The 24,090-nt window shown below is 63.3% G+C and carries 20 protein-coding genes and 1 riboswitch; of the genes, 6 read left to right on the top strand and 14 right to left on the bottom strand.

Annotated features, from left to right (window positions below; genetic code table 11):
* Positions 1-3: 3 nt before the first annotated feature.
* Complete coding sequence (gene motA, locus NLX68_RS10665) at positions 4-855, bottom strand: flagellar motor stator protein MotA (RefSeq protein ID WP_010221582.1); 852 nt, start codon at positions 853-855, stop codon at positions 4-6.
* A gap of 131 nt (positions 856-986) precedes the next feature.
* Here motA and NLX68_RS10660 point away from each other — a divergent pair, with 131 nt between their 5' ends.
* The 3 genes from NLX68_RS10660 to asd are packed head-to-tail and all read left to right on the top strand — an operon-like array spanning position 987 to position 4,252.
* The gene (locus tag NLX68_RS10660) at positions 987-2,522 is read left to right on the top strand and encodes an HDOD domain-containing protein (RefSeq protein WP_254283948.1); all 1,536 of its coding nucleotides are present in this window, start codon (positions 987-989) and stop codon (positions 2,520-2,522) included.
* Positions 2,523-2,569: 47 nt separating this feature from the next.
* On the top strand, positions 2,570-3,379 hold the full coding sequence (locus tag NLX68_RS10655; RefSeq protein WP_254283947.1) for a rhodanese-like domain-containing protein: 810 nt from the start codon (positions 2,570-2,572) through the stop codon (positions 3,377-3,379).
* A gap of 9 nt (positions 3,380-3,388) precedes the next feature.
* Complete coding sequence (gene asd, locus NLX68_RS10650) at positions 3,389-4,252, top strand: archaetidylserine decarboxylase (protein WP_010221579.1); 864 nt, start codon at positions 3,389-3,391, stop codon at positions 4,250-4,252.
* A 111-nt stretch (positions 4,253-4,363) separates the two neighbouring features.
* On the opposite strand, the gene serB is transcribed toward asd, so the two are convergent.
* Complete coding sequence (gene serB, locus NLX68_RS10645; RefSeq protein WP_254283946.1) at positions 4,364-5,578, bottom strand: phosphoserine phosphatase SerB; 1,215 nt, start codon at positions 5,576-5,578, stop codon at positions 4,364-4,366.
* A 135-nt stretch (positions 5,579-5,713) separates the two neighbouring features.
* Here serB and NLX68_RS10640 point away from each other — a divergent pair, with 135 nt between their 5' ends.
* A complete protein-coding gene (locus NLX68_RS10640; protein ID WP_254283945.1) occupies positions 5,714-7,216 on the top strand; it encodes a histidine kinase in 1,503 nt (500 codons plus the stop codon).
* A gap of 198 nt (positions 7,217-7,414) precedes the next feature.
* Here NLX68_RS10640 and NLX68_RS10635 read toward each other — a convergent pair whose 3' ends face one another.
* The 9 genes from NLX68_RS10635 to NLX68_RS10595 form a co-directional block, all read right to left on the bottom strand.
* On the bottom strand, positions 7,415-8,119 hold the full coding sequence (locus NLX68_RS10635) for a membrane integrity-associated transporter subunit PqiC (RefSeq protein ID WP_254283944.1): 705 nt from the start codon (positions 8,117-8,119) through the stop codon (positions 7,415-7,417).
* Positions 8,120-8,295: 176 nt separating this feature from the next.
* Positions 8,296-10,554, bottom strand: coding sequence for a DNA topoisomerase IV subunit A (gene parC / locus NLX68_RS10630; RefSeq protein WP_254283943.1), 2,259 nt, complete (start codon positions 10,552-10,554; stop codon positions 8,296-8,298).
* 10 nt (positions 10,555-10,564) lie between these two features.
* Complete coding sequence (locus NLX68_RS10625; protein ID WP_254283942.1) at positions 10,565-11,083, bottom strand: TIGR02281 family clan AA aspartic protease; 519 nt, start codon at positions 11,081-11,083, stop codon at positions 10,565-10,567.
* Complete coding sequence (locus NLX68_RS10620; RefSeq protein ID WP_254283941.1) at positions 11,080-12,066, bottom strand: esterase-like activity of phytase family protein; 987 nt, start codon at positions 12,064-12,066, stop codon at positions 11,080-11,082. Before NLX68_RS10620 ends, NLX68_RS10625 begins: the two co-directional genes overlap by 4 nt.
* Positions 12,063-13,967: a DNA topoisomerase IV subunit B gene (parE, locus tag NLX68_RS10615; RefSeq protein ID WP_254283940.1), complete on the bottom strand. Its 1,905-nt coding sequence runs from the start codon at positions 13,965-13,967 to the stop codon at positions 12,063-12,065. The genes NLX68_RS10620 and parE overlap by 4 nt, the downstream gene beginning before the upstream one ends.
* Positions 13,968-14,003: 36 nt before the next feature.
* Positions 14,004-14,612: a YqiA/YcfP family alpha/beta fold hydrolase gene (locus NLX68_RS10610; RefSeq protein ID WP_010221571.1), complete on the bottom strand. Its 609-nt coding sequence runs from the start codon at positions 14,610-14,612 to the stop codon at positions 14,004-14,006.
* Positions 14,613-14,714: 102 nt separating this feature from the next.
* The gene (cpdA, locus tag NLX68_RS10605; protein WP_254283939.1) at positions 14,715-15,530 is read right to left on the bottom strand and encodes a 3',5'-cyclic-AMP phosphodiesterase; all 816 of its coding nucleotides are present in this window, start codon (positions 15,528-15,530) and stop codon (positions 14,715-14,717) included.
* Between the two features lie 84 nt (positions 15,531-15,614).
* Entirely contained in the window at positions 15,615-16,067 is a 453-nt protein-coding gene (locus NLX68_RS10600; protein ID WP_254283938.1) for a DUF1249 domain-containing protein, read from the bottom strand.
* Positions 16,058-16,678: an NUDIX domain-containing protein gene (locus tag NLX68_RS10595; protein ID WP_254283937.1), complete on the bottom strand. Its 621-nt coding sequence runs from the start codon at positions 16,676-16,678 to the stop codon at positions 16,058-16,060. Before NLX68_RS10595 ends, NLX68_RS10600 begins: the two co-directional genes overlap by 10 nt.
* A 186-nt stretch (positions 16,679-16,864) precedes the next feature.
* Here NLX68_RS10595 and NLX68_RS10590 point away from each other — a divergent pair, with 186 nt between their 5' ends.
* A complete protein-coding gene (locus tag NLX68_RS10590; RefSeq protein ID WP_254283936.1) occupies positions 16,865-17,611 on the top strand; it encodes an RsiV family protein in 747 nt (248 codons plus the stop codon).
* On the opposite strand, the gene cytX is transcribed toward NLX68_RS10590, so the two are convergent.
* A complete protein-coding gene (cytX, locus tag NLX68_RS10585; protein WP_254283935.1) occupies positions 17,580-18,872 on the bottom strand; it encodes a putative hydroxymethylpyrimidine transporter CytX in 1,293 nt (430 codons plus the stop codon). The genes NLX68_RS10590 and cytX overlap by 32 nt on opposite strands.
* A gap of 134 nt (positions 18,873-19,006) precedes the next feature.
* Positions 19,007-20,893, bottom strand: coding sequence for a phosphomethylpyrimidine synthase ThiC (thiC, locus tag NLX68_RS10580; RefSeq protein ID WP_010221565.1), 1,887 nt, complete (start codon positions 20,891-20,893; stop codon positions 19,007-19,009).
* A gap of 157 nt (positions 20,894-21,050) precedes the next feature.
* Positions 21,051-21,155: riboswitch (TPP riboswitch) on the bottom strand.
* Between the two features lie 141 nt (positions 21,156-21,296).
* Here thiC and NLX68_RS10575 point away from each other — a divergent pair.
* Positions 21,297-22,730 carry a TolC family outer membrane protein gene (locus NLX68_RS10575; protein ID WP_254283934.1) on the top strand — a complete coding sequence of 478 codons (1,434 nt, stop codon included), beginning with the start codon at positions 21,297-21,299 and terminating at the stop codon, positions 22,728-22,730.
* Positions 22,731-22,808: 78 nt separating this feature from the next.
* Here NLX68_RS10575 and waaA read toward each other — a convergent pair whose 3' ends face one another.
* A complete protein-coding gene (gene waaA, locus NLX68_RS10570; RefSeq protein ID WP_254283933.1) occupies positions 22,809-24,077 on the bottom strand; it encodes a lipid IV(A) 3-deoxy-D-manno-octulosonic acid transferase in 1,269 nt (422 codons plus the stop codon).
* Positions 24,078-24,090: the final 13 nt, after the last annotated feature.

Below are 24,090 nucleotides of genomic sequence, written 5' to 3'. Positions count from 1 at the left end.
GGCTTAGCGACCGCGAACTGCTTGTTCCAGCTCGGCGAAGCTCGGGCGATGGGCCGGGAACAGCACCTTGCGCCCGAATTCCACGGCCAGCGATGGCGGCATGCCCGAGGCCGAAGCCACCAGCGAGGCCTTGATCGCCTCGTAGATGTTGAGCTCTTCCTTGGCGTCATGGCGCAAGGATGTGGCCAACGGGCCGAAGAAACCGTAGGCGGCGAGAATACCGAAGAAGGTACCCACCAGCGCCGCACCCACGTGCAGGCCGATGGACTTCTGGTCGCCATCGCCCAGCGAGGCCATGGTCACCACGATACCCAGAACCGCAGCGACGATACCGAAACCTGGCATGCCGTCGGCGATGCCGGTCACGGCATGGGACGGGTGCTCGAGTTCTTCCTTCATGCTCAGCAGTTCCATGTCGAACAGGCCCTCGAGCTCGTGCGGGGCCATGTTGCCAGTGGACATGATGCGCAGGTAATCACAGATGAACGCCGTCATGCGCTCATCCCCCAGGACTGCCGGGTACTTGGCGAAAATCGGGCTGGCAGCGGCGTCTTCGATATCGGCTTCGATCGCCATCATGCCTTCGCGACGGGATTTGTTGAGAATCTCGTAGACCAGGCCCAGCACCTCGATATAGAAGGTGTGGGTAAAACGTGTGCCGAACATCTTCAGCGACTTCTTGATTACATGCATGGTCATGTAACCAGGGTTGGCCTGAAGAAATGCACCAAAGGCAGCGCCACCGATGATCAGCACTTCGAAAGGCTGAATCAGGGCCGCAATCTTGCCGTGGGAAAGAACATATCCGCCGAGCACACTCGCGAATACGACGATGATGCCGATAATTTTAGCCATAGATAGGAAGCACTTACTGTCGTGGTCAGGGTCGTGAGCGGAAGTTAAAAAAACTCTTCTTCTACTTATCGGCAGAAGTGCGCCAGACTATAGTCAGTCAAGGCGAAAAGCCAGTTCGGCCTACCTCCAGCATGCCTATTGAAACCATCGTGCCAAGTCAAACACCAAAAACACTCGATGCCTGGGTCAAGCTCCTCGATAGCGTGCGCCTACCGGTGCCGCTGGCCAGTTTCGAGCGGGTAAAAGCCGCCATCGGCGACAGCCGCCGCTCATTGCGCGATATCGCCGAACTGATGCAGGACAGCCCGGCCCTGGTGCTCAGCGTGATGCGCGAGGCCAATCACCACAGCAGTACGGCCATGAGCGAGCCGGCCGAGAGCCTGGAGATCGCCCTCAACCGCCTGGGTCTTGCGCGTGCCACAGAGCTGCTGGAACGCCTGCCGGCCGTGCCCGAGAGCGAGATTGCGCCAACCCTGCGCCAGTTGCAGATGGTCAGCCAGCACGCCAGCCAGCAGGCCAACGGCCTGTTCGCCAGCCGCCTGGCGCGTCTGTGGCAAGAAATCCACTGGGGTAGCCTGCTGTTCCTGGCGCCGCTGTGGCCGCTGGCGCTGACGCACCCCAAGCTCCTCGATGAATGGGAGCTGCGCGTGGTGCACAAAGGCGAATCGGCCTCCGGAGTGGAAGAAGAGCTGTTTGGCGTGCGGGTCATGAGCCTGTGCAAGGCCCTGGCCGAACACTGGCGCCTGCCGGACTGGGTAACCCGCGGTTACCATTTACTGCAGGAAGAACGCCGCCTGCTGGCCCAGGCGATTCTCATCGCCCGCGATCAGGACAGCCTGCACCAGCAACAACGCCTCGACGATCAGCCAAGCTTGCGCCGCTGGTTCAATCAGCCGGCCAATACCGTGCTACTGGCCAACGGCCTGGCCCTGGCCTCGCAGGCGGGCTGGACCAATGCGCATGTGCAGCGCTGGCAGCTGCTCACCAGCCTTTACCTGCAAACGCCGTTGGACGATGTGCAACAACTGGTGCACCAACAGGCGGCGATCAGTGCCCGTCATCACGCCTGCCCCGGCCTGTTCCACCCGGCCGAGGCGCTGCTCTGGCCCTGGCACCAACAACACCTGCACCAGGGCCAGATCGCCCCGCCAACGCCCTCGGCCCAGGCCCTGGGCACCTGGCGCAAGCTCTGCGGCGAGTTGCTGGCCGAGCCGAGCCCGTTCAGCAACGCCATCCACCTCACCACCCTGGCGCGCGATGCCCTGGTCGCCTGCGGCATGCAACGGCTGATGCTGTTGATGACCGACAAGACCGTGAGCCAGTTGCGGGTTCATCAGACTGCCGGCATTCCCGGTGAAGCTGCCAACCTGGTGCTGCCTATCGAGCAAAGCAAACTGTTGCAACGCTTGCTGAGCAAGTCGGCGCAACTGCGCCTGACCCCGGACAACCACGCCCAGTTCTCGGCCCTGCTGCCGGCCAGCCTGCGTGCGCTGTTTCGCAGCGAACATGTATTGCTGCGCTCGCTATCGAGCAATGGCCGGGTGGTGATGCTGCTGGTCGCCGACCAGGGCGGCAAGCCGTTGGCCGACGTCAGCGTGCAAGCCTTCGGCAAAACCGCGCAATGCATCGAGCGGGCCCTGACCGCCTTCAGCAACCGCAGCGCCTGAGCCATGCGCTACAATCGCCCCCCTCTGTTCCGCTCTGGAGACTCTGGATGACTGACTTTTCTGGCTTGCCCCTGGTAATCGAGCCGGCTGATCTGCAAGCCCGGCTGGATGCGCCAGAGTTGATCCTGGTCGACCTGACCAGCCCCAACCGCTATGCCAGCGGGCATGTTCCCGGTGCGCGCTTCGTCGACCCGAAGCGCACGCAACTGGGCCAGCCTCCCGCGCCAGGCCTGTTGCCGGCCAAGGCTGACCTGGAAAAACTGTTTGCCGAACTCGGCCATAACGCCAACGCGGTCTACGTCGTATATGACGAGGAAGGCGGCGGTTGGGCCGGGCGCTTCATCTGGCTGCTCGACGTCATCGGGCACAAGCATTACCACTACCTCAACGGTGGCATCCAGGCCTGGCCGGCCAACAACCTTGCCACTGATGTGCCGCTCAACATCACGGGCACGGTCAGCCTGACCCTGCACGAAGAGCCAACGGCAACCCGCGAGTACCTGCAAAGCCGCCTCGGTGCCACCGACCTGGCGATCTGGGACGCGCGCAGCCCAGCCGAGTACCGTGGCGAAAAAGTCCTCGCGGCCAAGGGCGGGCATATCCCCGGCGCGGTCAATTTCGAATGGACCGCCGGCATGGACATGAACGATCACCTGCGTATCCGCAAGGACATGCCCGAAATCCTCGCGCAGCTGGGCATCAGCAAAGACAAGGAAGTGGTCACCCACTGCCAGACCCATCACCGTTCCGGCTTTACCTACCTGGTGGCCAAGCATCTGGGCTACCCTCGGGTCAAAGCCTACGCCGGATCCTGGGGCGAATGGGGCAACCACCCCGACACCCCTGTCGAAGTTTAAGGAAACCTAATGAAATCCCGCTTGTTCATCATCAGTCAGTACCTGCTGCCTCATCACCTGCTTTCGCGCCTGGCCGGCTGCATCGCCGAATGCCGCGTGCGCTGGTTCAAGAACGCCTTCACCAGCTGGTTCGCCAAGCGCTACCAGGTGGACATGTCCCAGGCCCTGGTCGAAGACGTCACCGCCTACGAGCACTTCAACGCCTTCTTCACCCGCGCCCTCAAGCCGGGCGCGCGCCCGCTGGATGAAACCCCGGGGGCGATCCTCTGCCCGGCCGACGGTGCCGTCAGCCAGCTTGGTCCGATCGAGCATGGCCGCATCTTCCAGGCCAAGGGCCACAGCTTCAGCGCCCTGGAGCTGCTGGGTGGCGATCCGGCCAACGCCGCGCCGTTCATGGGTGGCCAGTTCGCCACCATCTACCTGTCGCCCAAGGACTACCACCGCGTGCACATGCCGCTGGCCGGCACCCTGCGCGAGATGATCTACGTACCGGGCCGGTTGTTCTCGGTCAACCAGACCACTGCCGAAAACGTTCCGGAACTGTTCGCCCGCAACGAGCGCGTCGTCTGCCTGTTCGACACCGAACGCGGGCCGATGGCCGTGGTACTGGTGGGTGCGATGATCGTCGCCTCGATCGAAACCGTCTGGGCCGGCCTGGTGACGCCACCCAAGCGTGAACTGAAAACCGTGCGCTACGACGAAGCCAGCCGTGCGCCGATCCACCTGGAAAAAGGCGCCGAACTGGGCCGTTTCAAGCTGGGTTCGACAGCCGTGGTACTGTTCGGGCCAGAGCAAGTGAAATGGGCCGAAGAGCTCGGCGCAGGCTCCGCGGTTAGCATGGGCCAGCGCCTGGCACTGCCGGAACAAGCCTGAAAATAAAAAAGCCCGCAGCGATGCGGGCTTTTTTGTACCTGGCTTTCGGACCCTGCGCAAAACCCTGTGGGAGCTGGCTTGCCAGCGATGGGTCGCGCAGCGACCCCGCCATCACGCGCGACCGTCGCGATCCCGGAAACCCAACAGGTACAGCACACCATCCAGGCCCAGGGTCGAGATCGCCTGCTTGGCCGATTGCTGGACCAACGGCTTGGCGCGGAAGGCCACGCCCAGGCCGGCAATCGCCAGCATCGGCAGGTCGTTGGCGCCGTCACCGACAGCAATGGTCTGCTCCATCTGCAGGCCTTCCTTGCGCGCCAGTTCGCCAAGCAGGTCGGCCTTGCGCTGGGCATCGACGATCGGCTCGACAGCCACGCCGGTCACCTTGCCATCGACCACTTCCAGCTCGTTGGCGAACACATAATCGATGCCCAGCTTGGCTTGCAACTGCTTGGCGAAGTAGGTGAAGCCGCCGGAGAGGATGGCGGTCTTGTAGCCCAGGCGCTTGAGTTCGGCAAACAGCGTCTCGGCGCCTTCGGTCAGGCGCAGCGAAGCACCGATCTGGTCCAGCACGCCAACGTCCAGGCCCTTGAGCAGCGCCAGGCGCTCCTTGAAGCTGGCACGGAAATCCAGCTCGCCGCGCATGGCCCGCTCGGTGATTTCTGAAACCTGCTCACCTACACCCGCCGCCTTGGCCAGCTCGTCGATCACTTCGGCTTCGATCAGCGTCGAGTCCATGTCGAACACCGCCAGGCGGCGGTTGCGACGGAACAGCGAATCCTGCTGGAAGGCGATGTCAACGTTCAGCTCCTGGGCGACACTGAGGAACTCGGCGCGCAGGGCCTGTGGATCAGCCGGTTCGCCACGTACCGAGAACTCGATGCAGCCCTTGCCCTGCTCAGCCGGAGTATCCAGCGCCACACGACCGGACAGGCGATCGATATGGTCGATGTTCAACCCGTACTTGGCGGTGATCGAGCTGACGCGCTGCAACTGCTCGGCAGTCACCTTGCGGGTCAGCAGGGTGACGATATGCCGGGCCTTGCCCTGGCCTTCGACCCAACTCTGGTAGTCGGCTTCGGAAACCGGAGTAAAACGCACCTGCTGGTCGAGTTCGTAGCCCGCAAACAGGATGTTCTTGAGCACCGATGAAGCCTTCTCGGTATCCGGAATTTCCACCAGGATGCCAAAGGACAGGGTGTCGTGAATCACCGCCTGACCGATGTCGAGGATGTTCACCCCACCCTGGGCCAGGACGCCGGTGATGGCCGCAGTAAGACCCGGGCGGTCCTCACCAGTGATGTTAATCAGAACGATTTCGCGCAAGACGGGCTCCGACTCGTTGAAAAAAAGCGCATTCTACCGATTTTCGCTGACCATCGGGCGCAGTCGATACTTTGCCCGCCCCTGAGCCCTCGCTATACTGCGCAGCAACTTCTCCGACATAAAGAGCCGCGCTCTGTGAACCGGCCCACGCCCGTTAAGACCGACAACTTCTTCCTGCTGATCTTCCACGCCCTGCGCCAACGCCGAATACCGCTGGCGCTGCGTATCGCCTGCCATAACGTGTTCCTGGTGGCACTGGCGCTGGTGATCTACGCCTGCGTGATGGGCCTGCAGTTCAAGGAAGCCATGCATGAGCAGGCCGATGCCCTGGGGCAGAGCCTGACCACCCAAACCGCGACCTCGGCCACCGAGCTGCTGGTGTCCAACGACATCCTCAGCCTCAATGTGCTGCTCGGCAATCTGGTGAAGAACCCGTTGGTGGCCCATGCGGCGATCTACAGCGTCGACAACCGGATCCTTGCAGAAGCCGGCCAGCGCCCGAAAAACGGCCTGCTGGGCGAAGCCGAGGGCCTGTACCAGACCAAGATCACCTTCCAGGACGTGACCGCCGGGCAACTGCGCATCAGCCTGGACATGAGCCAGTTCCAGCAGCCGCTGACCATCAGCCTGCAGAGCATGGGCATTCTTGCCGGCATCCTGCTGGCCCTGGCGCTGGCCATGAGCCTGCGCCTGGGTCGCTACATCTCCACCCCGCTGCTGCAATTGCGGGTCTGGCTGCGCGACATCAACGAGTTCACCCCGGCCATCGAGCGCCAGGATGAAATCGGCGACCTGGCGCGCCAGCTGCACACCCGCCTGGCACCGCCGCCACGGGAAGTCGAGCCGGAAGAAGAAGCCGAAGAACCCTTCGACGAGGATGAGCCGGAGTTCGAAGTGCGCAACCTGCGTGACCCGAGCTTCGACGAGCAACCTGCTGTGGCCAAGGCTGCCAAACCGGTAAAACCTGCGGCAGATGACGACAGCGATGATGCCTTCGCCGACCTGCTCGACGAAGACCACAGCCCTGTCCCTGCTCCAGCTGCCCCGATCAATCGGGAGCCACAGGCCAGCGCCGTTCTGGCGGTGCAACTGGGCTCCCAGGAGCAACTGCGACGGCTGCCGCGCACGCGCCTGACCGAACTGCTTGAGCGCTACCGTGACTGCCTCGACCAGGCTGCCTCGCTGTATGAAAGCGAAGTGCACACCCTTAACGACGGCAGTACCCTGCTGTTGTTCCACAGCCAGGACAGTGGCGAGGACTACCTCACCAATGCCATCTGCTGTGGCGAGCTGCTGCGAGCCCTGGGCCATGCCCTGCAGATCGAAGTGGCCGACAGCGGCATCACCCTGCAATTGCAGTTGGGCCTGGCCCTGGGTGAAGACCTGCACGGCCTGAGCCAGATCGACCTGTTGCTGACTGAAAAGGCCCAGGATGCCCTGGCCCTGTCGCAGCACAGCCGCAACCTGCTGCTGGTCGAGCGCAAGATCAGCGACGACGCCCTGGTGCGCCAGCGCGCCCGTATCCGCCCGATCGCCAGCCCCGAGGGTGCCTGCTGTGTCGAGCGCTTGATGGAGCCGTACCCGTCGATGCTGGAACGGCAATTGGCGCGGATGCACGAGCGCCGGGTCAAGAGCTGAGCCCCTGCTACACCCAAAAGCCCGCAGTGATGCGGGCTTTTTTATTGCCCTGTAGGAGCGGGCTTGACCCGCGATGAGGCCGGCGCAGGCGACATATCAGGTTGTTAGGCGTTATCGCGGGGCAAGCCCGCTCCTACAGGGGGTTGCGCAAGGCAATAAAAAGCCCGCATCGCTGCGGGCTTTTTGTAGGCACTCGACTCAGAAGCGGAACACTTCCAGATCAGTACGAATCGGTGTCGCCAACGGAATTTTCGGCTTCTCCGGCTCTTTGCGCACCTGAACCGGTGCCGCCTTTTTCGGTTGCTCTTCAACCACCACTGGCTGATTGGCCAGCGGCTTCAAGGCAATACTCAACTGTTCGGCGAGCTTTTGCAGCAACTGGCCCTGGGCCTGGACCTGAGCGGCCGAGCTACCCTGGTGCTGTTGCTCCAGGTGCACGATGCGGTTGTCACGGACCTGGCCACGGCGATCCAGCAGGCGCCACTGGGCGTCGAGGATCGCTGGCTGGTTGGCACCGGAGTCCAGACGGGTAATCGACAGCAGAACCTGTACATCCGGGGTGAAACCGGTGCTGGCCGGGGCCAGGACCACCCGCTGGCTGTCCAGACGCCAGGCCAGTTGACGGACCAGCAACTGGTCGATATCGGCCGACAGGCTACCGGCCCAACGGCCATCGGTGGCTGCGGTCAGGCTGCCATCGGCCTGGCGCTGCAGCAGGGTCTCGCGTTGCAGGTAGTCGGCAACCGACACAGGGCCGAGCACCACTGCCATGCCAGCGCTTTGCTTGGGTTGGCCAGGTTCACCGCTGTCGAGCTGATACAGGGATACCGGCTGGTGCATGCTGCAACCGGCCAATCCGAGTACGCCACACAGCAGAACCAACGGAAGGCGCAGAAATTTCATCATCCCATCCAGGCGGTCGCCACAAGGCAAACCGCAGTGATACTCATATAGATTCGTTCGGGTACACAGCCACGCCGGTACCGCAAGGAGCCTATCATCCGCGAAATAGCGGCTCGACTCCAGTGTTTCAACCCCGAACGGGCAGGAAAATACCCGTTCGGGGTGTCTAACCCGGCTTACCCGGGGATTTCGACCAACAGTGCGTCAACCCGCTGGAAGCCACGGGGCAGCTTGTTGCCCCGGCGCCCGCGTTCGCCCTTGTAATGTTCAAGGTCGTCGGCCTTGAGTGACAGGGTACGCTTGCCGGCCTGCAATACAAGGGTCGCGCCGTCAGGAAGGACGGCCAGATCTGTGACAAATTCTTCACGTGAGGCCACCCGATCACCCGGGATGCCAATGATTTTATTGCCCTTGCCCTTACCCAGCTGTGGCAGGTCGCTGACCTTGAAGATCAATAGCCGACCTTCGGTGGTCACCGCCGCAAGCCAGTTGTGCTCGCGATCGGCCACCGGCCGCGGCGCGATGACCTTGGCGCCGTTTGGCAGGCTGAGCAGCGCTTTACCGGCTTTGTTCTTGGCCTGCAGGTCTTCGCCCTTGACCACGAAGCCGTAGCCGGCGTCGGAGGCGATCACATACAGGGCGTCATCTTCAGGCAACAGCACGCAATCGAAGCTCGCCCCCGGCGGCGGCGTCAGGCGCCCGGTCAGCGGCTCGCCCTGGCCACGGGCCGACGGCAAGGTATGAGCGGCCAGCGAGTAGCTGCGCCCGGTGGAGTCGATCAGTACGGCAAATTGGTTCGAGCGCCCGGCAGCGGCGGCCTTGAAGCCATCGCCGGCCTTGTAGGACAGCCCCGTGGCATCGATGTCGTGGCCCTTGGCGCAACGCACCCAGCCCTTCTCCGAGAGCACCACGGTGACCGGCTCGGTCGGCATCAACTCGTTTTCCGACAGGGCCTTGGCTTCGGCCCGCTCGACAATGGGCGAGCGGCGGTCGTCGCCATAGGTTTCGGCGTCCTTGATCAGCTCGGCACGCACCAGCTTGCGCAGCTTGGTTTCGCTGCCCAGCAGGGCGGTCAACTTGGCTTGTTCCTTGGCCAGCTCGTCCTGCTCGTTGCGGATCTTCATCTCTTCCAGGCGCGCCAGCTGGCGCAGGCGGGTCTCGAGGATGTACTCGGCCTGGGTTTCGGTCAGGTCAAAGCGGGCGATCAGCGCAGCTTTGGGCTGGTCCTCGGTACGGATGATATGGATCACTTCATCCAGGTTGAGGAAGGCCACCAACAGGCCTTCGAGCAGGTGCAGGCGGCGTTCGACCTTGTCCAGGCGGAACTTCAGGCGGCGGCGCACCGTCTGCACGCGAAATTCCAGCCATTCAACCAGCAGCGCCCGCAGGTTTTTCAGCTGCGGGCGGCCGTCCAGGCCGATGATGTTGACGTTGACCCGGTAGCTGGACTCAAGGTCGGTAGTGGCGAACAGGTGCTGCATCAGTTCGTCGAGGTCGACCCGGTTGGAACGGGCGATGATGACAATGCGGCACGGGTTCTCGTGGTCCGACTCGTCGCGCAGGTCGGCGACCATCGGTAGCTTCTTGGCCTGCATCTGCGCGGCGATCTGCTCCAGCACCTTGGCCCCGGAAACCTGGTGCGGCAGTGCGGTGACGACGATGTCGCCGTCTTCGATGCGGTACACCGCACGCATGCGCACCGAACCACGGCCGCTTTCGTAGATTTTCAGCAGCTCGGCGCGCGGGGTGATGATCTCGGCTTCGGTCGGATAGTCCGGGCCCTGGATGTGCTCGCAGAGCTGCTCGACCGTGGCCTTGGGCTCATCGAGCAGGCGTACGCAGGCCGAGGCGACTTCGCGCAGGTTGTGCGGCGGCACGTCGGTGGCCATGCCCACGGCGATACCGGTGGTGCCGTTGAGCAGGATATTCGGCAGGCGCGCCGGCAGCACCGCAGGCTCGTCGAGGGTGCCGTCGAAGTTCGGCACCCAGTCGGCCGTGCCCTGGCCCAGCTCGCTGAGCAGCACTTCGGAGTAGCGCGACAGGCGTGCTTCGGTGTAACGCATGGCGGCGAAGGACTTCGGGTCGTCCGGCGCACCCCAGTTGCCCTGGCCATCGACCAGGGTGTAGCGGTAGCTGAACGGCTGCGCCATCAGCACCATGGCTTCATAGCAGGCCGAGTCGCCATGGGGGTGGAACTTGCCGAGCACGTCACCGACGGTACGCGCCGACTTCTTGTGCTTGGAGTCGGCGTCCAGGCCCAGTTCGCTCATGGCGTAGACGATGCGCCGTTGCACCGGCTTCAAGCCGTCGCCGATATGCGGCAAGGCACGGTCCATGATCACGTACATGGAGTAGTTGAGGTAGGCCTGTTCGGTGAAGTCAGCCAGTGACCGGCGCTCTACGCCATCGAGGCTGAGATCAAGGGAGTCGCTCATGCGGGCCTCATCATTTCAGGTTCTGGCGCAGCAGCAAGGTGCCACCACGCTGGGTAAATTCGAGTTGTTTCAGGGCACTCATGCCCAGTAATACCTGTTCGCCATCCAGCCCCGGCACCACCAGCGCGCGGACATTGCGCAGGAGGATATCGCCCAGTTGCAGCTGCTCCAGACGTGTGCGATAGCCCTGGGTACGGCCGTTGGCGGTACTCAACATCACCGGCGCACCGCGTTCCAGGCCGAGCTTGCCGGCCAGGGCTTCGGGAATCGCCACGTCGGTGGCCCCGGTGTCGAGCAGAAAATGTACCGTCTGGCCGTTGATCCGGCCATCGGCGACGAAATGCCCCTGGCCATTGCCGGCCAGTTGCACTTCGATGTAACCCTCGCCATGTTGCGAGGTGACCACGGCATTGGGGTTGGCCTGGCGCTGTTCCCACTCGCCGAAAAAGCGCGTAGCCAGGAACAATCCGGCCGCCCAGGCCAGAATCAGCAATACCCGGCCAGCCCGCTTGCCCGGCGGCTGGCTCACGGCTTGGCACTCCAGCCGTCGGCCGGCGCGGCAAAGCGCCAGACGATCGGTCGCGATTCGCCGTCCTGGCGGGTCGCACCGTTGTTGTCCAGGCCGATCCAGGCGCCCGTGTCATCGATCACCAGCGCTTCGGCCAGGCCGAAAGGCTGCGAGTAACGCCGATGCTCGGCCAGCGCATCGGCGGCAAACGACCAGCAGCGTTCGACCTTGGCAGTCTGCGCGTCCCGCCGGCAGATGCGGTAGGCATTACGCTCCAGGGTAAAGAGCTTGTCGTTGTACAGTGCCAGGTCGGCAAAGTCCCGCGACACCGGGCGCGGCTTGGTCATCTGCGATGGCTGCATCTCGACCCCGGCTTCGCTGAGCAGCACGCAGCCGTCGCCACAGTTCCAGGTGGTCTGCAAGCGGTTGATCAACAACAGGCCGCGGCGCTCGCGCTCGGCCGCCAGCCAGATGCGGTCACCGGCCGGGCTCACCGCCAGGCCTTCGAACAGCGCATTGAAATGCAGCAACATGCCACTGGCCCGCGCCTGACGGACCATGCTCGGGTCGATCTTCAACCAGTTAGGTGCGCCCTCTACCGGCACCTGCAGCACCGCCGCATGGGCTTCGCTGACCAGGTAGTGGTTGCCGGCGCCGTCGCAGCTCAGGCCTTCGAAATCCAGCTCACCGCCGCGCACCTGCGAAGCGGCCCAGGTGCGCGAACGCAAGCCCCAGGGCAGACCGCTTTCCGGTACCGGAGGTACGTCCATGTGCAGCGCTTGCGCTTGCCAGACCGTTGCCGAGGTGTCCAGGCGGTAGAGCAGCTCGTCGTCGCGGTCCGAAACCGCCCACAATCCGCCACGGCATGCACTGAGGCCGGACAGGTTGCCACCGCGCATGCCCTCGACCGGGTGCTCGGCAACCAGCTTGAGCTCGGGCCAGGGCGCCGCCTGTGAAGACAGGGCGAACAGCGCCAGCAGCGCAGCCAGTGCCCGACGTATCAAGCCAGGACCTCGGCCAGGTTGCCTTTGGATTCCAGCCAGCTCTTGCGATCGCCGGCGCGCTTTTTGGCCAGCAGCATGTCCATCATCTCGCGGGTGCCATCCAGATCGTCCAGGGTCAGCTGGACCAGGCGCCGGGTGTTCGGGTCCATGGTGGTTTCGCGCAGCTGCGGCGGGTTCATCTCGCCCAGCCCCTTGAATCGGGTGACCTGCGGCTTGCCGCGCTTCTTCTCGGCCACCAGGCGGTCGAGGATGCCATCGCGTTCGGCTTCGTCCAGGGCGTAGTAGATCTCCTTGCCCAGGTCGATGCGGTACAGCGGCGGCATGGCCACATACACATGGCCGGCTTCGACCAGCGGGCGGAAATGCTGGACAAACAGGGCGCAGAGCAAAGTGGCAATGTGCAGGCCGTCGGAGTCGGCGTCGGCGAGGATGCAGATCTTGCCGTAGCGCAACTGGCTCATGTCCGCAGCGCCCGGGTCGACACCGATGGCCACGGCGATGTTGTGCACTTCCTGGCTGGCCAGTACTTCGCCGCCATCGACTTCCCAGGTGTTGAGGATCTTGCCGCGCAGCGGCAGGATGGCCTGGAACTCTTTGTCACGCGCCTGCTTGGCCGAACCGCCCGCCGAATCACCCTCGACCAGGAACAGCTCGGCGCGCATCGGGTCCTGCCCGGCGCAGTCAGCCAGCTTGCCGGGCAGTGCCGGGCCCTGGGTGATGCGCTTGCGCTCGACCTTCTTGCTCGCCTTGAGGCGCCGGCCGGCGTTGTTGATGGCAAGCTCGGCCAGTTGCATGCCCAGCTCGGGGTGAGCGTTGAGCCACAGGCTGAAGGCATCCTTGACCACGCCGGAGACGAACGCGGCCGCCTCGCGGGAGGACAGGCGCTCCTTGGTCTGCCCGGAGAACTGCGGCTCCTGCATCTTCATCGAGAGCACGAAGCTGATGCGCTCCCAGACGTCTTCCGGCGCCAGCTTGACCCCGCGCGGCAGCAGGTTGCGGAACTCGCAGAACTCGCGCATGGCATCGAGCAGGCCCTGGCGCAGGCCGTTGACGTGGGTACCGCCCTGGGCGGTGGGGATCAGGTTGACGTAGCTTTCCTGGACGCTGTCGCCGCCTTCGGGCAGCCACAGCAGCGCCCAGTCGACCGCTTCCTTGTTACCCGCCAGGCTGCCGCAGAACGGCTCGTCGGGCAGGCGCAGGAAGTCGCTGACCGAATCGACCAGGTAGGAACGCAGGCCGTCTTCGTAATGCCACTCGACCTTCTCGCCGCTGGCCTTGTCTTCGAAACTGACCAGCAGCCCCGGGCACAATACCGCCTTGGCCTTGAGTACGTGCTTGAGGCGGCTGATGGAGAATTTCGGCGAATCGAAATACTTCGGGTCCGGAGCGAAGTACACGCAGGTTCCGGTGTTGCGCTTGCCGACGGTGCCGACCACTTCCAGCTCGGTGGCCTTGTAGCCATCGGCGAAGGTCATCTGATACTCGTTGCCATCACGCTTGACCTTGACCCGCACCTGGCTGGACAAGGCGTTGACCACCGAAATACCGACCCCGTGCAGACCGCCGGAGAACTGGTAGTTCTTGTTGGAGAACTTGCCGCCGGCGTGCAGCTTGGTGAGGATCAGCTCGACCCCGGATACGCCTTCTTCAGGGTGGATGTCCACCGGCATGCCGCGACCGTCGTCGGACACTTCCAGGGAATGGTCGGCGTGGAGGATCACCTGCACCGATTTGGCGTGCCCGGCCAAGGCTTCGTCGACACTGTTGTCGATCACTTCCTGGGCAAGGTGATTCGGCCGGCTGGTATCGGTGTACATGCCCGGGCGCTTGCGCACCGGGTCAAGGCCGGAGAGGACTTCGATGGCGTCTGCGTTATAGGCACTAGCGCTGGGAATGGCCATGGGTTCTCGTCGTCAGTCGTGGGTGAAAATAGGTTATCAAAATACAGAAAAATCGAGCGCTTGATACTGCTGCGGGGCAATACCGGCAAAGCTCAGCAGAGCTGGCAGGCGTTCGCTAAAGCCCTGGAAGCTGTGATCGCCACCGGCCTGGATGCGCAGCGCGCAGGCGCGGTAGAACTGCTCGGCCTGGCGGTAGTCCAGGGTTTCATCGGCGGTTTGCAGCCACACTTGAAAGCGTCCGGCATCCACCGGTGCTGGCACTTCCAGTTCGGCCAACGCCTGCACGTGGTCCAGGGTCAGTTCCCAGGTTTCGCCGGTGTAGAGGTTCTGCTGGGGCCCCAGGTAGCCATCGAACAGCCGGTGCGGGTTGACCGCCGGGTTGATCAGCAAAGCCTTGAGCCCATGGCGCTCGGCCAGATGGGTGGCATAGTAGCCGCCGAGCGAGCTGCCGACCAGTAATGGCGATTCAAGCTCGGCAATGGCGGCGTCCAGCTGGGCAATGGCCTGGCGCGGGTGATGATGCAGCGCCGGTACGCGCAGACGCTCGCTCAGCCCCAGTTGCGCCATGACTGCTACCAGTTGGCAGGCCTTTTTCGACGACGGCGCGCTGTTGAACCCGTGAATATAGAGAATCGAACCCGACATGCCGCCCCCGATGCGCCTTGAATGCCTGGATCGCCAGGCAGGAAAGCGCGCATTTTAGCCTGTTCGGCGGCAGAAGGAGCGGTTTCAGTGTTTTGGCAACACTTAATAGCCGTCGCCTGCGTAATCGACGGTGAATTCGAAGTCGGTCACCCGCGATACGCCGGTGTCGATCGAGCCATCCGCCTGCAGGCGCAGCCAGCGATAGCCTGGAGCCTGCTCGCCGACCTTGAAGTCTTCGCTACCCGGCTCGAACTGGATGCAGGTCGACGGAGAGGCCAGTAGCCGCACACCGTCGCGCACCTGGTCCCATTCCTGATGAATGTGCCCCCAGAGCAAGGCGCGTACCTGTGGATAACCTTTCAGTACGGCAAACAGCGCATCGGCATTGCGCAAGCCGATCGGTGCCATCCAGGCGCAATCGATAGGCACCGGCTGGTGATGAAAGCAGATCAGGTGATGGCGCTCGGGGGCTTCGCTCAAGGCTTGCTCGAGCACGTTGAGCTGCCCGTCATCAAGCAACCCCGGCACCGAGCCGGGCACTGCCGAGTTGAGCAGCAGGATTCGCCAGTTGCCGATATCCACCACGGGATCGAGCAGCTCGGTGCCCTGCGCCGCCTGCTCCATCGGCAACGGCTCGTCATGGTTACCGGCAAGCCAGCGCGCCGGGGCCTTGAGGCTGGCGGTCAGGTCACGAAAACTGGCGTAGGACGCCAGCGAGCCATCCTGGGACAGGTCACCGGTGGCCAGCACCAGGTCGATCCGCGGCTGCTCGTCGCGCACCCGTTCGATCACGCGCTGCAGGCTGTCGCGGGTATTCATGCCCAGCAGCGTGCCTTGCGGGTCGGCAAACAGGTGGCTGTCGGTCAGTTGCACCAGGTGCACTGGCGCGTCGCGAAGTGGGATCGATGATTGCGGCAATGGCCGACTCCTTGAACGGATTCAGCGCGATTATGGCGGCTGGCGGGCTTTGAGCAAATACTCGAAAACGACCGCCGTCACATTTCAGCGAACGACGGCCAACTCATGGCCACAGGCCAGGCAATAGCTCAGCCATTCACCAAGGAAGAGGTTGAGCTGGGCCTTTTCATCCGGCTGGTGCATGGCCGCATTCGGGTACGGGTAGATGCTGCGAAAGCGCCGCGCATGTTCAGCGCTGACCACTTCGGCCATGCGCGCGTCGTGGTAGACCTGCACTTCCAGCTGCGGCACCGGCAGCCAGGGCAGGCTGTGCTCCTGGCGCACGCGCAAGGTGGTGGTGTAAGGGCAAGCGAGCACGACATCGAGGACCAGTACGCCAAGCATCTGGTCCCCTTGGGTCATGCCGATCCGGCGCGAGCTCTGGGTGTTGCGCATGTCGGGCAACAGGCGCATCAAGCGCGCATAGTTGGCCTCGCAGGCAGCCTGCAACCCGACCAGATCGACCCGGTAGCGCTCGCGCAGCAGATTCACGACCATAGCCCCCTGACTTCAGCGCGGTTCAAGGCCAGCCATTGCAAAGCAATGATGGTTGCCGCGTTGGCAATTTTGCCATCGCGCACGGCCTGCAGCGCATCCTCGAACGCCCAGACCCTGACGCGAATATCCTCGCCCTCTTCTTCCAGGCCATGCAGGCCACCGGCCCCATCGCTGCTGCAGCGACCCAGAAACAGATGCACAAATTCATCGCTGCCGCCCGGTGACGGGAAATACCGGGTCATCGGCCACAGCGTACTGAACACAAGTCCAGCTTCCTCCTCGGCTTCGCGGTGTGCAACTTCTTCCGGTTGTTCGTCCTTGTCGATCAGACCGGCGACCAGCTCGATCAACCAGGGGTTGTCGACCTTGCCGATGGCACCGACGCGAAACTGCTCGATCAGCACCACTTCATCGCGCTGGGCGTCGTAGGGCAGCACGCACACCGCATCGTGACGCACGAAAAGTTCGCGGCTGATTTCGCGCCCCATGCCACCGGCATACAGCTCATGGCTAAGGCGAAGTTTGTCCAGGCGGTAGAAGCCCTTGTAGCACATGGCCCGGTCGATGATCTCGACCTTGCTGGGCGTTGCGTTGTTGAACGTGTCTGGCATGGGAATCCTCATTACCTCATTTACCGCATCGCGCCATCCTAACCTGCACACCGCCGTGTTTCACCTCTTTAAAGATACTGTCCAGGCTGCGAGGATAGACACCCCGCTGGTCTATTCAGCTTAGTGGCGAACTGAAGGCCTTGCCGACGGTCCAAGTCCGATCACCTTTGCCTTACAAGGATCATCATGACGCTTGTGAAACTGACGTCCGTGGCCGTGCTGGCCCTGGCCCTGGGCGCTTGTCAGAGCCTGTTCCAGCCCAACATGCGCACGCCGCTGGAGGTCAAGCGCGACCGCTGGGAGCACATCAAGCCCGGTTGCAGCAACGCCGATTGCCCGCTGGTCAACATCGACACCATCCACTTCCCGGCCAACCCCAAGCTGGACGGGATCGTCGAGAAACGCCTGCTGCAACTGACCCAGGACAACGAGCGCAGCGCCCTGCCCGTCTCGCTCAAAGCCTATGAAGAGCAGTTCATGGCCAGCGCCGAAAGCCGCAACAGCAGCTACCTGCAAGCCAAGGTACGCGAGCAGCATGACGGACTGGTGATCATCGAGCTGTCCAGTTATCTGGATACCGGCGGCGCCCATGGTATGCCCGGGCGCGGCTTCATCAACTATTCGCGCCAGCAGGACAAGGTGCTGACCCTGCAGGACATGCTGGTACCGGGCCAGGAAGCGACCTTCTGGAAGACCGCCGAAGAAGCCCACAAAGGCTGGCTGATCAGCACCGGCATGGACAAGGACGCCGAGTTCGTCAAGACCTGGCCCTTCCGCCAGACCCCGCACATTGCCCTGACCTACGGTGCGGTGGTGCTCAAGTACGAGGTCTATGCCATCGCCCCGTACTCCATGGGCCACATCGAGCTGAAAATCCCCTACCCGCGCCTGAACGGTGTGATCAAGCCGGAGTTGTTTCCCGGTCGCGGCTGACCGCTGGCGCTGCCGTCCAGTACACCACCCCTGCCAGCAGCAAGGCCGGCAGGGTCGAGCCGAGGTTCGGGGCGTAGTGCGCCAGCAGATGGTACGCCGCCACGCCAATCGCCCAGGCCAACAATGCCGGCCAATGCAGGCTGTGGATCGGGCTGGCATCGCTGCGGCGACGACGGATGATGAAGTGATCGACCAGCACCACGCCGAACAGCGGCGCGAACACCGAGCCGATCAGCAAGAGGAAGTTCTGGTACTGCGCCAACGGCGCGAAACTGGCGATCAGGGTGCACAGCACGCCAATGGCCAAGGCCAGGTGCTCGACCTTCAGGCGCACCAGCAAACCGCTGGAGACGGCCGCCGAGTGAATATCGGCAAAGGCCTTTTCCGACTCGTCGAGCAGGATCAGCAGCAGTGGAATACCCAGGCCCGCGCCAGCCAGCGCCAGCAGCAGGGTATTGACCTCAGCCGCTGGAGCAAACGCCAGGGTGTAGGCCACGCCCAGGCTCATCATCCATACGTTGCCGATGAAATAGCCCAGCGCCGTGCCGGCAAACACCCGGCTGGCACGCTGGCTGAAGCGTGAGTAGTCGGCAATCAGCGGCAACCACGACAGCGGCATGGCAATCGCAATGTCGATGCCGATCGCCAGCGGCATCGAACCATCGCCGGCACGCGCCCACAGCGCGGCCAGATCGGCCTTGGCAAAGAGGTTCCAGGTCAGCCACAGGCAGGCGCCGATCAGCAGCCAGATCCCCCACTTGCGCAGGATCTTGCGCACGAAGGTCAATGGCCCGCTGATCGCCAGCAAGGTGGCCAGGGCACCGAAGCACAAGGTCCAGAGCAACGGGTTGGTCAGCGCACTGCCTGCACCGAAGGCGCGCTCGCTGAGCAAGCTGGCGGCATCACGCATGACGATGATTTCGAACGAGCCCCAGCCGATCAACTGCAGCAGGTTGAGCATGGCCGGCAGGCGGGCGCCATTGCGGCCCAGGCTGCGGCGCAGGGCGGCCATGGACGACAAACCGGTGTCACTGCCGATGACCCCGACGGCGGCGAGCAGCAGCACGCCGACGCTGGTACCGACGATGATCGCCAGCACCGCATTGGCCAGGCCCAGGCCCGGGCCGAGCAAGGCGCCGGTCTGCAGGACCATCAGGCCGATGCCGAGGGAAAACCACAGGGAACAGAGGTCGCGACCGCTGAGCACGCGCTGCTCGGCGCTGACCGGGTGATCGGGGGAAAACGGGCTGGGTGTGCTCACGAGAGTGGTCTCGACAGGAGGAATTTGTTGTTCTTCAGGGCCCTATCGCTGGCAAGCCAGCTCCCACCGGTACCTTGTGGGAGCTGGCTTGCCAGCGATGCGGTGTGCACCAGCACACCGCCTGAACAGCCCGATCAGACCTTCTTGTACAACTGGCTGCCTTCCTGGCGGAACCGCTCGGCCTGCTCGCGCATGCCATCCTCGACCGCCACGTCCACCGCTTCGATGCGCTGGTTGGCGGCGTATTCACGCACTTCCTGGGTGATCTTCATCGAGCAGAACTTCGGCCCGCACATGGAGCAGAAGTGCGCGACCTTGGCCGAGTCCTTGGGCAGGGTCTCGTCGTGGAAGCTGCGCGCGGTGTCCGGGTCCAGGCCGAGGTTGAACTGGTCTTCCCAGCGGAACTCGAAGCGCGCCTTGGACAGCGCGTTGTCGCGGATTTGCGCACCCGGATGACCTTTTGCCAGGTCCGCAGCATGGGCGGCGATCTTGTAAGTGATGATGCCGGTCTTGACGTCATCCTTGTTCGGCAGGCCCAGGTGCTCCTTGGGCGTGACGTAGCAGAGCATCGCGCAACCGAACCAGCCGATCATCGCCGCACCGATGCCGGAGGTGATGTGATCGTAGCCCGGAGCGATGTCGGTGGTCAGCGGACCGAGGGTATAGAACGGCGCTTCGTCGCAGCACTCGAGCTGCTTGTCCATGTTCTCCTTGATCAGTTGCATCGGCACGTGGCCCGGGCCTTCGATCATGCACTGGACGTCATGCTTCCAGGCGATCTTGGTCAGCTCGCCGAGGGTTTCCAGCTCGCCGAACTGCGCTTCGTCGTTGGCGTCGGCAATCGAGCCCGGACGCAGGCCATCGCCCAGCGAGAAGCTGACGTCGTAAGCCTTCATGATTTCGCAGATTTCGTCGAAATGGGTGTAGAGGAAGTTCTCTTTGTGGTGTGCCAGGCACCACTTGGCCATGATCGAGCCGCCGCGGCTGACGATACCGGTGACCCGCTTGGCGGTCAGCGGCACATAGCGCAACAGCACGCCGGCGTGGATGGTGAAGTAGTCCACGCCCTGCTCGGCCTGTTCGATCAGGGTGTCGCGGAACAGCTCCCAGGTCAGGTCTTCGGCCACGCCATTGACCTTCTCCAGGGCCTGGTAGATCGGCACGGTACCGATCGGCACCGGCGAGTTGCGGATGATCCACTCGCGGGTTTCGTGGATGTGCTTGCCGGTGGACAGGTCCATGACAGTGTCCGAACCCCAGCGAATGCCCCAGGTCAGCTTGGCCACTTCTTCTTCGATGGACGAGCCCAGGGCGCTGTTGCCGATGTTGCCGTTGATCTTCACCAGGAAGTTGCGGCCGATGATCATCGGCTCCAGCTCCACGTGGTTGATGTTGGCCGGGATGATCGCGCGACCGCGGGCGATCTCCTCGCGAACGAACTCGGCGGTGATTTCTTTCGGGATGCTGGCACCGAAGCTGTGCCCGGCATGCTGCTGGTCGAGCAGCCCTGCGGCGCGGGCTTCCTGCAACTTCATGTTTTCACGGATGGCGACGTATTCCATCTCGGCGGTAATGATGCCCTGGCGCGCATAGTGCATCTGGCTGACGTTGGCGCCGGCCTTGGCCCGGCGCGGGTTGCGCACGTGGGCGAAACGCAGTTTGGTCAGTTCGGCATCGGCCAGGCGTTGCTGGCCGAAGTCCGACGACAAGCCGGCGAGGCGCTCGGTGTCACCCCGGGCGTCGATCCACGCTGAACGTACATCGCCCAGGCCTTTGCGCACGTCGATGATCACGTTGGGATCGGTGTAGGGACCGGAAGTGTCGTAGACCAGCACCGGAGCATTGGCTTCGCCGCCGAAATCGGTCGGGGTGTCGTCCAGGCTGATTTCACGCATGGGCACGCGGATGTCCGGGCGCGAGCCTTCGACATAGATTTTGCGCGAACGGGTGAACGGCTGTACGGACTGTTGATCGACTTGGGCCGATTCACTCAGATTGGTATGTTTTTCTTGTTTACTCATCACAGGCTCTCCAGACGGCTTCCTAGCAGTGGAATGTCGGGGAGAACCTGAAAGGCACGGACGCACCATGGGTGGTGCTGTACCAAATGCGCGGTGATGCCTGCAGCGATGATGGCTGACTCGACATTCCCGGACCTGGCACAAGAGACTCGCCGGGAAAGCGAGAAATCTTGTTCCCTACGCAGGCGCTAACCTGATCAGGTTCAACGGGATCCGGATTATCCGATCTCAGCCTCAACGCAAGGCACCCCGACAAGAACGTGGGCAGTCTAGACTGGAGTGGCATGCAAAGCCAAGCATCTGGACACGGACACGATAAATGGCGCAAATAGCGGATTGTTGCGAAATGCCTGCACAACTACACTCACCAGTTCAGAAATTCTCACCGTTCAAGGATTGCCCTATGCTGCGCAAACTCTCACTGGCCCTTGCCGTGTCTTGTGCTACCAACGGAATGGCCTGGGCAGCGGATGTGCCCCTGTCGGCGAAGACCGACCTGGTCAGTGTCTATCAGGAAGCCGTGAACAATAACGCCGACCTGGCGGCCGCCCGCGCCAACTACGGCGCCCAGAAGGAAGTGGTGCCCCAGGCCCGTGCCGGCCTGCTGCCAAACCTCTCGGCCGGCGCCGAGATGATGAGCAACCGCACCAAGATCGACAGCCCTTCGGTGACCTCCAACCGCAGCGGCAACTCCTGGCAAGCGACCCTGGCCCAGCCAATCTTCCGCGCTGACCGCTGGTTCCAGCTACAGGCGGCTGAAGCGGTCAACGAGCAGGCGGCCCTGGAGCTGTCGGCCACCGAACAGAACCTGATCCTGCAAAGCGCCGAAAACTACTTTGCCGTGCTGCGCGCCCAGGACACCCTGGCTTCGACCAAGGCCGAAGAAGCCGCGTTCAAGCGCCAGCTCGACCAGTCCAACGAGCGCTTCGACGTTGGCCTCTCGGACAAGACCGACGTGCTGCAGTCCCAGGCCAGCTACGACACCGCCCGGGCCAACCGCATCGTTGCCCAGCGTCAGGTCGATGACGCCTTCGAGGCGCTGATCACCCTGACCAACCGCGACTACAACTCGGTGCAGGGCATCGTCCACACCCTGCCGGTACAAGTGCCGGCACCCAACGATGCCAAGGCCTGGGTCGAGACGGCCGGCAAACAGAACCTCAACCTGCTGGCCACCAACTACGCGGTAAGCGCCGCCGAAGAGACCCTGCGCCAGCGCAAGGCCGGGCACGCACCGACCGTGGATGCGGTAGCACGCTACCAGAAAGGCGACAACGACAGCCTGGGCTTCACCAACCCCAACCTCACCGGGCAGAACTACAGCGGCGATGTCGAACAGACCACCATCGGCCTGCAGTTGAACATCCCGATCTACAGCGGCGGCCTGACCAGCTCGCAGGTACGCGAGGCTTACCAACGCCTGAGCCAGAGTGAACAGCAACGCGAAAGCCTGCGCCGCCAGGTGGTGGAAAACACCCGCAACCTGCACCGTGCAGTGAACACCGATGTCGAGCAGGTGCAAGCGCGCAAGCAGTCGATCATCTCCAACCAGAGCGCCCTGGAAGCCACGGAAATCGGCTACCAGGTGGGTACCCGCAACATCGTCGACGTGCTCGACGCCCAGCGCCAGCTGTACACCTCGGTGCGCGACTACAACAATACCCGCTACGACTACATCCTCGACAACCTGCGCTTGAAGCAGGCGGCAGGCACGCTGAGCCCGCAGGACCTGACGGATTTGAGCCGCTATCTGAAATCGGACTACAACCCGGACAAGGACTTCCTGCCGCCAGACCTGGCAGCAGCGGCCAAGGCCAACTTCGAAGCCCGTCCCTGAAAAGCAATCGCCGGCAAGGCCGGCTCCCACAAAAAACTGTGGGAGCCGGCCTTGCCGGCGATGGCAGGCGAAGCCTGCCTAGATCAACCGCCCCAGCGCATCCAGCAAGCGCTTCAATGCCCCCTGATTGGCCTTCATCACCGCCAACCCCGCCGCCCCCATGCGCTGCGCATCCCGCGGCAACTCGATCAACCGGCGAACTTCGGCCGCCAGCCCTTGGGCATCATCGACTTCCTGCAAGGCACCGGCCTCACGCAGCATCGCCGCGATCTCGAGGAAGTTGAACAGGTGCGGACCACTGAGCACCGGCAGCGACAGCGCCGCCGGCTCCAGCAGGTTGTGCCCGCCGTTAGCCACCAGGCTGCCGCCAACGAAGGCGATATCGGCCAGGGCATAGAGAAACAGCAGCTCGCCCATCGTGTCGCCGAGCAGCACTGCCGTATCCGCGTTGATCGGTTCGGCACTGGAACGGCGAACCGTTGGGAACTGCCCGCGGCACAGCTCGAACACACTGGTGAAGCGTTCCGGATGGCGCGGCACCAGGATCAGCAAGGCGTCGGCGTGATGTTCACGCAACTGCCGGTGGGCAGCGAGAATGACCTCGTCTTCGCCTTCATGGGTACTGGCTGCGATCCACACAGGGCGCTGGCTGGCCTGCCACTGCTCACGCAAGGCACGAGCGCGGGGCAGCAGTTGCTCGTCGATACTCAGGTCAAACTTGATCGAACCGGTGACCTGTACACACTCAGGCCGCGCACCCAACTGGCGAAAGCGCTGGGCCTCGGTTTCGGTCTGCACCGCGATCAGGCTCATTTCGGCCAGCATCGGCCGGGTCAACCCGGCAAAGCGCGCATAACCGCGGGCCGAGCGCTCAGACAATCGCGCGTTGGCCAACGCCACCGCAATACCGCGCTTGGCGCACTGGTGAATGTGATTGGGCCACAGCTCGGTTTCCATGATCACCGCAAGCTTGGGCTGCACGTGATCGAGAAAGCGCCCGGCCGCCCAGGGCAAGTCATATGGCAGGTAGCAGTGCTGAACTCGCGGCTCATCGGCAAACATCGCCCGGATCCGCTCGGACCCAGTCGGGGTCATGCAGGTGATGGTGATCGGCAACTGTGGATAAGCCTGCAGCAAGGCGCGAATCATCGGCGCCGCGGCGATGCTTTCACCTACCGACACCGCGTGCACCCAGATGCCGCCCTTGGCCATGGCCGGCAGGTTCAGGGCGAAACGCTCGCCGACACGCTGGGCATAGGCCGGGGCCTTGCGCGAACGCAGAAACAGGCGCAGCGCAACCAGCGGCAGGCCCAGGTGAAACAGCAGGGTATAGAGGGTTCTGTTCATGGCGCCGAAGTGT

The organism is Pseudomonas sp. SBB6 (genome assembly GCF_024213215.1).
Classification (GTDB): Bacteria; Pseudomonadota; Gammaproteobacteria; order Pseudomonadales; family Pseudomonadaceae; genus Aquipseudomonas; species Aquipseudomonas donghuensis.
Note: the sequence above shows the minus strand (reverse complement) of the source record. Positions and strands in the feature narration are given on the sequence as shown.